Consider the following 13,378-nt stretch of genomic DNA (forward strand, 5'->3'; position numbering starts at 1 on the left):
TTTTTCTTGTCTAATAATCCTTTACTTAACCACAATAGACCGTTGGTAATGCCGCATAAACGGCTGCACAACGAACCAAATCATCTTTCCAAGTTTTTTCATTTGGTGCATGTGCTTGTGCTTCGGCCCCTGGCCCGAAACCAATACAAGGAATGCCATTACGTCCCATAATTGAAACGCCATTTGTTGAGAAGGTCCACTTATCTAACAATGGGCGTTCTTCACGCATTTCCAATGTTTCTACAGAGCCTTTCCGTGTTTCTCCATAGAGATTTTTATGCGTTTCCATCAAGGCTTTTGTTACATCATGATTTTCTGGAATGACCCACGTTGGGAAATAACATTCAATTTCATAAGTTAAATCAGTATAAGAAGGACGATCATAGTTGTACATTGAAACCGTCACATCATCTCCATATTTTTTAACAGCTGGTAAATTGCGAATTTCTTCCAAACAACTTTCCCAAGTTTCTCCAGCAGTCATTCGACGGTCTAGTGAAACGATACAGCCATCCGCAACAGCACACCGACTTGGTGAAGAATGGAAAATTTGCGAAACAGTCACCGTACCACGACCTAAGAAACGGGCTTCTTGCCACTCTGGATTGTACTTAGGATCTAACATACGAACTAAACCACGAATCGCTGTGCTTTCTGTATCTCCATTGTTGTTTAAGGCACGAACATCTTGTAAGATATCCGCCATTTTGTAAATGGCATTATCTCCACGTTCTGGTGCTGAGCCATGACACGAAACGCCTTTGACATCAACTTTAATTTCCATTCGGCCTCTTTGACCACGATAAATCCCACCATCTGTTGGCTCTGTTGAAACAACAAATTCTGGACGGATACCATCTTCTTTGATAATGTACTGCCAGCATAAACCGTCACAGTCTTCTTCTTGGACAGTAACTGTTACCAAAGCAGTGTATTTTTCTGATAATAGACCTAAATCTTTCATGATTTTAGCGCCATAAATAGCCGAAACAATCCCGCCTTCTTGGTCAGATGTACCGCGACCACCGATCTCAGTTTCTGTTTCATAACCATCGTAAGGATCAAATTTCCAGTTACTCATTTCACCAATTCCGACAGTATCCATGTGCCCATCAAAAGCAATTAATTTTTCACCAGACCCCATATAACCAAGTAAATTTCCTTGAGGATCAATGTCAATTTTATCGAAACCTAATTTTTCCATTTCGGCTTTTGCTCGCGCAATTTTGTTGCCTTCTTCTGCACTTTCTCCTGGAATTTTGACAAGGTCTCTTAAAAATTTGACCATATCTTCTCTGTAACCTTCTGCTGCTGCATTTACTGCATTAAAATCCATTCCTTTTACCTCCATAAAATTTTTTTATAATTGTCTGGATCAGTGTCCCCTTCGGTAGAAAACATTAAAACGTTTGACGTCTCATCCAGTTGCAATGCCTCACGTAATTCTTGATAGTCGGGATCTTGCATCACTGTAGCTACTAAGCCCATTGCTACTGCCCCAGATTCGCCTGATACAACTTGCGGATCCCCTTTTAATGGCGCGCCCAACATACGCATTCCTTTTTCAGAAACCCAATCTGGTGCTGAAACAAAGAAGGATGTATGATTTTTTAGAATATCAAAAGAAATCGTATTAGGTTCTCCACATGCTAGGCCAGCCATAATTGTCTGTAAATCACCATCGACAAAGCGAATTTCTCCGTCTTTTTTAATTGCTGATTGATATAAACAGTCAGCCGCCTGTGCCTCAACTACGACCATAATCGGTGGGTTTTCTGGAAAAGCATTAGCAAAATAACCAATCACCGCCCCAGCTAAACTGCCGACACCAGCTTGAACAAAAACATGACTAGGTCGTTCAGAGCCAAATTTTCTTAATTGTTGAGAGGCTTCTAACGCCATCGTTCCGTATCCTTGCATAATCCAAGTCGGAATTTTTTCATATCCGTCCCAAGCGGTGTCTTGAACCATGACACCGTTTTCAGTTTCTTCGGCCATTTTATTAGCCATTCGTACACATTCATCGTAATTAACTTCTTCAATTGTGACGGTTGCGCCTTCTTTTTCAATATTTTCTTTTCTCGTCTGTGTTGAACCCTTCGGCATGAGTACAACTGATTTTTGGCCTAATTTATTTGCAGCCCAAGCGACTCCTCGTCCATGGTTACCATCAGTTGCTGTAAAAAACGTAGCTTGTCCAAAAGCTGATCGTAATTGATCAGAAGTTAATTCATCATATGTTAGTTCCGAAACATCTTTCTTTAATTTTTCGGCAATATAGTTAGCCATGGCAAAAGAACCACCTAAGACTTTAAAAGCATTTAAACCAAAGCGATAAGATTCATCTTTAACAAAGAAATCATTTAACCCCAGATAAGCGGCCATATGATTCAATTCTGCTAATGGTGTTTCTGAATACTGTGGAAAACTTTTGTGAAAAGCCAAAGCTTTCTCAATTTTTTCTTTAGACATCAGAGGTAAGTACTTATCCTCCGTCTTCGGCATTTCATTTGCTGTCCATTTAATTTTTTCCAAAAATACTTCTCCTCCTTCTATTTTTAAGTTGCTTTACGAAAAACAAATTTTCCTTGATTTGCCAAGATGACTTGCCCAGCTTCAGCAACTTTTTGACCTCTTAAATAAACCATTCGAGCCTGTCCTTGTGTTTCAAATCCTTCATACGGCGTATAGTCGACATTTTGTAACTGCGTTCTCGCAGCAATCACGCCGGTTGTTCTAGGATCCCAAACAACTAAATCGGCATCACTGCCTTCTTGCACCACACCTTTTTGTGGATACATCGAGAATTGTTTAGCAATATTTTCAGAAAGCAAAGCAACCATTTTTTCCAAGGTGATTCGGCCCTTCGCCACACCTTCCGTGTAAATTAATTCTGGTCTCGTTTCAACACCTGGCATCCCATTGGGAATTTTACTAAAATCATCTTTGCCAACTGTTTTTTGTCCGTGAAAATTAAAGCTGCAGTGATCTGTCGATATTGTATTGATTGCCCCCTCTTTAATCCCTTGCCACAAAGCCTGTTGATCCTCTCGTTTGCGTAGTGGCGGTGAGCAGACATATTTTGCTGCTTCAAAATTAGGCGCATCGTACAAGTGATCATCTAGTAAAAGATATTGAGGGCAAGTTTCTACATAAACTGATTGTCCTCTTTGACGAGCCCGTTCCACCGCTTCTAATGATCGTTTTGTGCTTAAATGCACAATGTTAACCGACAAATCAGCCATTTCCGCTATCATCAAATATCTTGCTACCGCTTCTGCTTCAACAGCCGCCGGTCTTGATAACGGATGATAGTGCGGGGTTAGCTTTCCTTGAGAAACATATGATTGGATTAATTCATCTACTAAATCACCATTTTCACAATGAACGCCTAACATTCCATTAACTTTTTTTATTTCCTTCATCGCTTCAAAAATTTCCGCATCTGTGGTCCACAAATTATCATAAGCCATATACATTTTGAAGGAAGTAATACCTGCAGCAATCATTTCCTGAATTTCAGCAGCTATCGTTGGTTTCCATTCAATCATGGACATATGGTAAGTATAATCACATGAACTCTTGCCTTCAGCCAATTGATTCCAAGTAGCTAAACAGTCTTTCAATGAGCCGCCTTTATTAGGTGTAGCCATATCAATAACCGTAGTCGTACCTTTGGCCACCGCCGCTTGGCTTCCAGTGGTAAAGTTATCCGCCGTACTTAACGAACCTTTGCCATTATTTAATTCCAGATGCGTATGCGCATCAATAAAGCCTGGTAATACATAACACCCCGTAACATCCTCAATCTGAGAATTTTCTACTGGTAAATTTGCCCCCATCTCTACAATTTGCTCGCCGTCAATTCGAATATCCAATTGACGACGATTATATGCAGATACGACGGTTCCACCTTTGAGCAGAATAGACATTTATTTATCCCCCAGTCGTAAATTTCCTTTTATGCTTGCATACAATAAGCATATTCTTCAATCATAGTTACCATTAATGCGATTAAATCTTCTGGTACATCTAATCCTTGATCCGTTAATTGAATTGTTGACACCGTTCCCCATAAACGCAGTAAACAAATTTTATCCACAGGATTTTGAACATAGAAACCTGAATTAGTACTGTCATAAAAATCAGATTCACTGTTAAATAAGGTAAATTTGTCTTTGTAAGGGGCACTTGCATAAGGGCAAAATGTTTCACAGTTGCCACATTCGTTACACATCCGATCAACATGGACAATTTGTGGTTTTCCTTCGACATACACAACAATATTTGCTCGGTTTGGACAGACATCCATACAAGATTCACAAATTGTGGAGCATTCTAAGCAACGACTAGCTTGACTACAAGACATCTCGTCTGTCACAAGGATACCCCGTTTGTTTCTAACAAATGCGACATCACTATTTAAATTATCTTTTTCATAGTGATGATTGTGGACAAGGCAAATATTATTGGCCGCTTTTGTTGCATCAGCGATTGCTTCAACAATTGTGGCTGGTCCTAAATTAGCGTCACCAATGACATAGACACCTGGTATATTTGTTTCCAATGTTTCTTGATTTGAAACGACTTTCCCATAGTTGTCCGTGTGAATGCCTAATGCTTGGTAAAACTCTGTATCTACTTTTTCACCAACAGCGGCAATCACTGTATCAGCAGGAATATCAATCATTTCTCCTGTACCAATTGGTCGACGGCGTCCAGAGGCATCTCGTTCACCTAGGACCATTTTTTCACAAGTTAATTGTTGATTTTCATGTTTAATTGGCGAAAGTAATTCTAAAAAATCAACACCATCTTCTAAAGCTAAATAAAGTTCTTCTTCATCTGCTGGCATATTGCGTTTATTCCGACGATAAACCACTGAGACTTTTTTAACACCAGGTAATGTTGTGGCTGCACGAGCACAGTCCATGGCTGTATTTCCGCCACCAACGACGACAATCTGTTCTCCATAAGGATTAATTGTTGGATTTTCTCGGTTTGCTTTTAAAAATTCTAACGAGTTCAATGCCCGACCAGATTCTAAACGAAGGACCCCATGTTTCCATGCACCAATGGCATAAATAACATTCGTATAGCCTTGGTTTTTCAATTCCGCCAATGATGGCGCCTCTTGTCCTGTACGGAATTCGGCTCCCATAAATTCCGCTAACTGAACGTCTTTTTGAACAGATTCCATAGAAATTCGAAATTCTGGTACAATCTGGCTACAAACGCCCCCAATTGTCTCGGATTTTTCAAACACAGTAACAGGCATGCCTTCACGTGCTAATAAATACCCAGCAGAGATCCCTGCAGGGCCTCCACCCACAACAGCTGTTTTAGGTGCATTTTCTTTTGGCTGTGGCTTTTCTAGTGTCGTCAATAATTCATCATAAGCATGTTCAGCTGCTTCTAACTTCACTTCCCGAATATGAATAGATTCTTCATAAAATTGACGTGTACATTTAGTCATACAAGGATGTGCACAAATGGTTCCAGTAATAAAAGGCAACGGATTTTTATCGACAATTACTTGCAAGGCCTTTAAATAATTACCTTCACTTACATAACGAAGGTAAGCAGGAATATCCTGATTGATTGGACAACCACCGTCACTTCGACAAGGAGCAATATAACAATCTGTTAACGGAACTGTTTTTCTTAGTTTGGTACTTTCTGGTAATTTAATTGATTTTTGGTAACGCGCTTGTGTTTTAGCTTTCTCAACAACTTGAGCTAATTTATCCAAGTTGACATGAACCATCTGAGGATATTCTGCTGCGCTTAATACATTAGCAACTTGATTCATTCGTTGATAGCCACCAGGTTTCAACAGAGTCGTTGCCATAGTGATTGGCCAAATCCCAGCATCAAATATTTCTTTACTATTGAAAATATCTGCACCGCCAGAATAAGAAATTTGTAGTTTCCCATCAAATGCTTCTGATAATTTTTGTGCCAATGAAATACTAAGAGGAAATAGCGAACGTCCTGACATGTACATTTCATCACCAGGTAATTCATTTGCTGCAATCGTTACTGGGAAAGTGTTCGTAATTTTAACTCCGAAGCTTAGATTTTTACTATTAGCTAATAATTGCAGACGTTGTAACATCGGTACTGCTTCTTCAAATTGTAAATCTTCTTTAAAATGGTGATCGTCAAAAACCATATAATCAAACCCTAGCTCATCCATCGTTTGACGCGCATATTCATAACCTAACATGGTTGGATTACATTTAATAAAAGAATGGAGCCCTTTTTCACTTAATAAATAGGCCGCAATTCGTTCAATTTCGTCTGATGGACAACCGTGTAAAGTCGACAGCGTAATAGAATGACAGACTTTAGGACTAATTGCTTCGATATATAAGTCATCTACTTTTTTAAAATAAGATAGATATTTTTTGGCAGCTGCTTGGCATTCCGCCCAAATCGGCGTTCCTTCTGCGTTTTGCATTTCGTTAATATAACGATCAATTTTTGGTGATTGAATCCCTGCCAAATCATAGCCAACACTCATGTTAAAAATGAAACCATTCGGGTCACCTAGCTCGAACTCTTTACTCAGTAACTTCAAAACGAACCATGCTTTGACGTATTCATCATAAGCTTGGGGAACGCGCAATTCTGTGGACCACTCAACGTTGTAACATTCATCTGCTGCTGCGATACATGGTTTACTCACTGGTAAATCTTCTCCATCCAGTATCTGGACTGTCTTAACTTCAAAAAAACGAGAACCTGTTAAATAGGCCGCAATAATATTTTGTGCTAATTGTGTATGAGGACCTGCTGCCGGACCACAAGGGGTTTCCATTTTTTCTCCAAATAACGAAATCGTTTTTGTAGGATCCGCATGATAAAATTTACGAATGCCAAAAATTGTGCCATCTTGTTGATACTCACTAAAAATCCAATTTAATAAAGCCTCAATTGAGATGGGATGCATAATATCACTCATTAACGTCACTCCTTTTATTTATAATGAAAGCTATTGATTTACTCGTTTCCAGAAAGATTGTGCTTGCGTTTGCGCATCATGCCAAACTTTCTCTTCATCAATTCCTTGAACTTCACGATTACGCATCCGAATTTCTCCATTAATCACCGTGTCAGTGACCATCCCACCATTCATGCCGAATAAAATGTGCATGTTATAATTCTCTTTTGTCATTGGTGTCGGGCCATGATAATCAACAATAATGACGTCTGCTGCTGCATTAGGTTCTAAAACGCCTAGCTTTGTTTTAAAATAGCGATTAGCCATTTGCGGATTATTATCAAACAGCATTGTGGGAATTTCTGCCCAAGCCGCATTTGGATCAGCTAAATGATGTTTGTGGATAACATTTCCTACCTTATAGGATTCCGTCACATCATTCGTATAACCATCTGTGCCAAGACCCATCAAAATACCATACTCATTAAACATGCGCATCGCAGGTGGGCAACCGACCGCATTCCCCATATTCGACTCTGGATTCGTGACCACCATTGTGCCTGTATCTCTTAGTAATTCCATCTCATGAGGTCCAATATGGATGCAATGGCCTGCCATTGTCTGTTTTCCTAAAATCCCTAAATCAAATAATCGGTTCACAATCGGCTTCCCATATTTTTTCAAAGAATCATGAACATCGGCTAAATCCTCTGCAATATGAATATGATAACCAATCCCATCTGGCGTATTGGCTGCACATAATTCTAAAGAAGCATCTGATAAAGTAAATGCTGCATGCATCCCCATCATCGCTTTTTGCATATCATCATTTCTTAAGGAACTGGCTTTAATAAAGGCGGCATTTTCTTGAACTGCTTCCCGCATTTTCTGCTCACCATCGCGATCAGAAACTTCATAACAAAGGCAGGTCCGAATCCCTAACTCGTCCGCTGCATTAGATAATTGGGTTAAACTCCCTGTAATTTCTCCGTAACTAGCATGATGATCAAAGACAGTTGTAACGCCGTTGCGAATACTATCTAAATAAGCAACCTTACCACTTTGATAAGTGTCTTCTAATGTCAAGGCACGATCAATTCGCCACCATTGATCTACCAAAATATCCATGAAATTTTTAGGGTGATAATTCGTTAAACTTAACCCACGTGCAAAGGTACTATAAATATGATTGTGCATGTTAATAAAGCCTGGCATAATCACTCCACCTTTAGCATCAATAAATGTCGCTTCTGGATAAGCTTGTTTTAATTCTTCTGTTGTTCCGACTTGTTTCACAACTTGACCATCAATCGCCACACACCCATTTTCAAAAAAATGATTCTGCGCATCCCGAGTGATTAAACGCCCATTTCCAATTAATAACATGTATTCTCCTCCTATTTTCCAACCTATTCCCCACATGTAGCAAACGCTTACAAATCAATCGCTCAATCATTCACGAATATAGCTTGTCTAGCTTTTCTAATCTATATTCCCTACGAAAAGTATTTGAAGCGCTTGCACTTTTTTACTAACGAACTCATTAACTTGATTAAAGTATATCACCTTGACTTAAAAAAAACAATGCTACCTAAAAAATATTTTTTAGAATTTTGACAGCCGTTATCTTGTATTATTATTTTTATCATGCTATCATTATTTTTCAGAACAGGTAGTATGCGACATTAAAGGATTTAGCCCTGCCTATTCCATTTAAAAATATTATGTTAAATTTGACACAATCTTATAAAAACTGTTTGTGCCAGGCACATTAGAAAGGAGCTTATTTATGTTATCCGACGAAAAACTTACTTTTTTAACACAAATTGCTAAAGGTTTAGCTGGTCAATTTGGGGAAAACTGCGAAGTCGTTATCCACCAAATCAATGAAGACAATATTAACAATTCTATTGTTTCCATCGAAAATGGTCATGTCTCTTCTCGTCATCTGGGCGATGGACCTTCTCAAGTAGTCTTAGAAGCCTTAAAAAAAGACCCTAGTGAGTTGAATGATCATATTAACTATCTGACCCGCACCCATGATGGTCGTATTTTAAAATCTAGTACAATGTATTTTAAAGATGAGAATGGTCAACTCGATGGTATTTTTGCTATTAACTACGACATCACTACATTGATTGCTGCAGAGTCGAACTTAAAATCTTTGATTTCCACTGCAGAACCTGAAGAAGATAAAGACCCTGATTACATTCCTCAGGATGTTAATGAGTTGTTAGACGATTTAATTCATGAATCAGTCAAATTAGTTGGCAAGCCGGTCCCATTAATGACGAAGGACGATAAAATCAAGTGTATTCAATTTTTAAACAATAAAGGCGCCTTCTTAGTCACTAAATCTGGGGACAAAGTTTCTAACTTCTTCAATATTTCTAAATATACGCTATACAGTTATATTGATGCGAAATAAAAATGGAAATCGATGGACGATTTGTTGTTAAGACAAGTCGTCTATTCTCTTTTTTCCTTCACTATTCTACTTTTTCTAAAAGACTTTTTAAATAATAGTAAGAAAAAGTAAAAGGAATTAATTTTTTATTTTAGTTATGGTATGATAGATTGAGTTTAATTTAAAATAACGAAAAATTAAAGATATAGAAATTGGGGGACAACAAATGGGGATTCGAAGTCATTTAGCAATTGCTGCAGGAAAAACTTCGCAATGGGTTTTACAAACATTTTTTAAAGGCGGCAGTAGCTACCCAGGGAAATTAGCCCTAAAAATCGATCCTAAAATTTTAGATACATTGGCAAAAGACTATGAAATTGTCGTAGTCACTGGAACGAACGGCAAAACATTGACAACTGCTTTAACTGTTAACATTTTACGCCAAGAATTTGATGAGGTATTAACAAATCCAACGGGTGCTAACATGGAGCAAGGAATTGTCTCTACTTTTTTAAATGCCAAGGCGAAAAAAGGACAAAAGAAATTTGCGGTGTTAGAAATTGATGAAGCAAGTTTAAGCCGTGTCACTAAATATATTCAACCAAAATTATTTGTTTTTACGAATATTTTCCGCGACCAAATGGATCGCTATGGTGAAATTTATACGACGTATCGCTTAATTATGGAAGGCGCCGCTGCTGCTCCTGAAGCAACTATTTTGTGCAATGGTGATTCGCCAATTTTTAATTCAAAAGAAACTGTAAATCCTCGCAAATACTATGGATTTAATCATTTACCACCGAAAGAGCAATTGGCTCATTACAATACAGATGGGGTTTTATGTCCAAAATGTAATCATATTCTTCATTATAAAATGATTACGTATGCTAATTTAGGTGATTACTATTGCCCAAATTGTGGCTTCAAACGCCCTGAATTGGATGTGCAGTTAACGGAAATGGTCCGGATGGATAATACATCTGCTGATTTTGTGATTGATGGCGAAGAATACGGCATTGCTGTTGGTGGGATGTATAATGTTTATAATGCGCTAGCGGCCACAGCGGTAGCAGAATATTATCAGGTGGCACCAGATAAAATCCGAGCAGGCTTAGCTTATGATGAAAAAGTTTTTGGGCGTCAAGAAACCATTAAAGTTGGCGATAAAGAATGTACGTTAGTTTTAGTAAAAAATCCCGTTGGTTTAAATCAGGTCATTGATATGATGGGCTTAGCCCCTTACTCTTTCTCGCTGGTTTCATTATTAAATGCTAATTATGCAGATGGAATTGATGTCAGTTGGATTTGGGATGGTAATCATGAAGCCTTTGCTGATATGGACATTCCAAAAGTAATTGCTGGCGGTGATCGCCATGAAGATATGGCCTTGCGTTTAAAAGTTGCGGGTATTCCTGAAGAAAAATTACTAGAAATTGCTGATTTAGAGCAAGTAATTTCAGAAATTAAAACGTTGCCGACAGATCATGTCTATATTTTGGCAACCTATACTGCTGTTTTGCAATTAAGAAAATCATTAACAGCCCAAGGGTATATTCAAGGGGGAATGAATGGTGTCTAAAGAATTAGTCGTTTGTCATTTATATGGCAACTTATTAAATACTTACGGAGATAACGGAAATTTATTGATGCTTAAATATTTAACCGAAAAAATGGGCGTTACCTTCCGATCAGAAATTATTAGTATCTACGAACCGTTTGATCCCGAAAAATATGATTTAGTCTTTGTTGGTGGCGGTCAAGACTTCGAGCAACTGATCATCTCAGAAGACATTCAGAATAAAAAAGAAGCTTTGACTTCTTATATTGAAAATGACGGCGTCTTGTTAGCTATCTGTGGTGGTTATCAACTTCTAGGACATTACTATGTCGGCGCACAAGGCGAAAAAATTAAAGGAATCGGTGCATTAGATCATTACACTTTGAGCCAAGACAACAATCGTTTCATTGGTGATATTGAAATTTATAATGAAGAATTTGATGAAACGTATTATGGTTTTGAGAATCATAACGGCATGACTTTTTTAGGCGAAGGGGAACGACCTTTAGGAACAGTCAAACAAGGCAAAGGCAATAACGGTCAAGATAATGGCGAAGGCGTTGTCTATAAAAATGTGTTTGGCTCCTACTTCCACGGTCCAATCTTAGCACGCAACAAAAATCTAGGGATTCGGTTAATTCGGACCGCTTTAGAGAAAAAATATGGTGAACCGATCGCTATTCCTGAAACGCTTTATAAATAAAAGAAGAATCTAGTTCCTACATATAGGGCTAGATTCTTTTTCATTTATCCGACAACTATTTACATCTTTACAAAATATAGTAAGATAAAGAGGTGCATTTAAAATCGAGAATTTCTCGGACTGGTTCGGAAACTTCCCAGAATAAAAAACTAAGTATCTCTCAATACTAACTCAAGTCATAGCTTTTTTAACAAGAGTTATCATTTGCAGTTAATGAAAAAGGAGGATTGGAAAAAATGCAAAAAGTAATTATTGATTGTGATCCTGGAATTGATGACACGCTTGCTCTCTTGTATGCACTTGCTTCACCAGAGCTAGATGTCCAAGCGATTACCGTTGTTTGTGGAAATGTCCCTGTGGAGATTGGCGTGGAAAATGTTTTTAAATGTTTGGAAAAAGTTAATCGCTTAGATATTCCTGTCTACCAAGGGGCTGCTAGCCCTTTAAAACGGCCATTTGTTAGTGCACAAGATACACATGGCATGGATGGTTTAGGTGAAACATATTTCCCCAGAACTAGCAAAATCCAAGCACAAGCGCTTTCCGCTGCTGACTATTTAGCACAAACCTTTCAACAAGCTACCGATTGCTCAATCATTGCCCTTGGTCCTTTAACAAATATTGCTTTGGCTTTAAAAAAAGAACCTCTTCTGGGGCGAAATCTTCAACGTTTTGTCTCAATGGGTGGTACCTTTAAAAGCCACGGCAATTGCTCTCCTGTTGCAGAATTTAATTATTGGTGTGATCCTGATGCAGCAGCTTGGTTTTTTGAGAAATTAGGTGCAAAAATCGAAATGGTCGGCTTAGATGTCACACGAGAAATTGTTTTTACACCAACAATTCTCAATTATTGTCAACGACTCAACCCCAAAATGGGGAATTACCTCGCTGAGATTACTCAATTTTATTTTGATTTTCATTGGAAATATGAACGTATTTTAGGGTGTGTTATCAACGATCCCTTAGCGGTTGCTTATTTTATTGATCCTACGCTCTGCCAAGGCTTTTCCAGTTACGGACAAATTGTTCCTGACGGCATTGCTATGGGGCAATCAATGATCGATCAGTATCATTTCCAGCAGCAACCAGCTAATTGTCATGTCTTGACTACGGTTGATAGTCAACAGTTTTTCGTGAAGTTTCTATCCATTCTTTTAAATGTACAAATAGATGAGATCGAAAGAGATTTCAAAAATTTAAGGATGGGATAACCATGAAAAAAATAACACCACGAATCATTACAATTATCGCTTTTAGTGTTGCTTTAAATTACCTTGGCAGTACCATTGCATTGCTCCTTCGCTTACCAATCTATCTTGATAGCGTGGGAACTATTTTTACAGGTGCGTTATTAGGCCCACTCTTTGGTGCACTGACAGGTATTTTAACAAGTCTACTAACTGGATTGACAACGGATATCTTTTCTCTGTATTATTCACCTGTCCAACTCTGCACAGGAATTTTAGCAGGTTTGCTCCTTCATCAGCAGTTAAAAGTAACCAAATTACCATTTAAAACGTTGTGGTTAACGATACCAGGAACAGTGATTTCTTCCTTGATTACAGTTTGTTTATTTGGTGGAATTACTTCTGCTGGCTCCAGCATAATTGTCCAATTTTTATATGGTTTAGGCTTAAATCAGCTAGCAAGCGTCCTGTTGGTTCAATTGATAACAGATTACGGGGATCGTCTGCTATCAGTCATCATCGTCACAGCTGTTATCGCTGCCTTACCTAAACGTTCCTTTATAACAAAATAAACTGT

At 38.3% G+C, this 13,378-nt stretch carries 10 protein-coding genes and 1 riboswitch; of the genes, 5 read left to right on the forward strand and 5 right to left on the reverse strand.

Features of this window, described 5'->3' with window-relative positions; translation table 11 throughout:
* Positions 1-25: 25 nt before the first annotated feature.
* From IGL56_RS09810 to ssnA, 5 genes are read right to left on the reverse strand one after another with little or no spacing between them, the layout of a single operon-like run.
* On the reverse strand, positions 26-1,351 hold the full coding sequence (locus IGL56_RS09810) for a YgeY family selenium metabolism-linked hydrolase (protein ID WP_025189117.1): 1,326 nt from the start codon (positions 1,349-1,351) through the stop codon (positions 26-28).
* Positions 1,342-2,535 (reverse strand): diaminopropionate ammonia-lyase, encoded by a 1,194-nt coding sequence (gene dpaL / locus IGL56_RS09815; RefSeq protein ID WP_002356589.1) that lies wholly within the window; start codon positions 2,533-2,535, stop codon positions 1,342-1,344. Before dpaL ends, IGL56_RS09810 begins: the two co-directional genes overlap by 10 nt.
* 23 nt (positions 2,536-2,558) lie before the next feature.
* Positions 2,559-3,932: a dihydropyrimidinase gene (gene hydA / locus IGL56_RS09820; protein ID WP_002356588.1), complete on the reverse strand. Its 1,374-nt coding sequence runs from the start codon at positions 3,930-3,932 to the stop codon at positions 2,559-2,561.
* A gap of 29 nt (positions 3,933-3,961) precedes the next feature.
* A complete protein-coding gene (ygfK, locus tag IGL56_RS09825) occupies positions 3,962-6,967 on the reverse strand; it encodes a putative selenate reductase subunit YgfK (protein ID WP_002356587.1) in 3,006 nt (1,001 codons plus the stop codon).
* A gap of 30 nt (positions 6,968-6,997) precedes the next feature.
* Complete coding sequence (gene ssnA / locus IGL56_RS09830) at positions 6,998-8,332, reverse strand: putative aminohydrolase SsnA (protein ID WP_002365024.1); 1,335 nt, start codon at positions 8,330-8,332, stop codon at positions 6,998-7,000.
* Between the two features lie 403 nt (positions 8,333-8,735).
* Between ssnA and IGL56_RS09835 the strand changes: the two genes are divergently transcribed.
* The 5 genes from IGL56_RS09835 (at position 8,736) to IGL56_RS09855 (ending at position 13,373) form a co-directional block, all read left to right on the forward strand.
* On the forward strand, positions 8,736-9,374 hold the full coding sequence (locus IGL56_RS09835; RefSeq protein WP_002381503.1) for a helix-turn-helix transcriptional regulator: 639 nt from the start codon (positions 8,736-8,738) through the stop codon (positions 9,372-9,374).
* Between the two features lie 205 nt (positions 9,375-9,579).
* Complete coding sequence (locus IGL56_RS09840) at positions 9,580-10,932, forward strand: Mur ligase family protein (protein ID WP_002356584.1); 1,353 nt, start codon at positions 9,580-9,582, stop codon at positions 10,930-10,932.
* Positions 10,922-11,614, forward strand: a complete 693-nt coding sequence (locus tag IGL56_RS09845; RefSeq protein WP_002356583.1) for a type 1 glutamine amidotransferase — start codon at positions 10,922-10,924, stop codon at positions 11,612-11,614. The genes IGL56_RS09840 and IGL56_RS09845 overlap by 11 nt, the downstream gene beginning before the upstream one ends.
* A 114-nt stretch (positions 11,615-11,728) precedes the next feature.
* Positions 11,729-11,773: riboswitch (PreQ1 riboswitch) on the forward strand.
* Between the two features lie 77 nt (positions 11,774-11,850).
* The gene (locus tag IGL56_RS09850) at positions 11,851-12,825 is read left to right on the forward strand and encodes a nucleoside hydrolase (protein WP_065813686.1); all 975 of its coding nucleotides are present in this window, start codon (positions 11,851-11,853) and stop codon (positions 12,823-12,825) included.
* A 2-nt stretch (positions 12,826-12,827) separates the two neighbouring features.
* Complete coding sequence (locus tag IGL56_RS09855) at positions 12,828-13,373, forward strand: ECF transporter S component (protein WP_002356581.1); 546 nt, start codon at positions 12,828-12,830, stop codon at positions 13,371-13,373.
* The last annotated feature ends 5 nt before the right edge of the window (positions 13,374-13,378 follow it).

Origin of the sequence: Enterococcus sp. DIV1316a (genome assembly GCF_050536915.1) — a bacterium.
GTDB lineage: Bacteria > Bacillota > Bacilli > Lactobacillales > Enterococcaceae > Enterococcus > Enterococcus faecalis.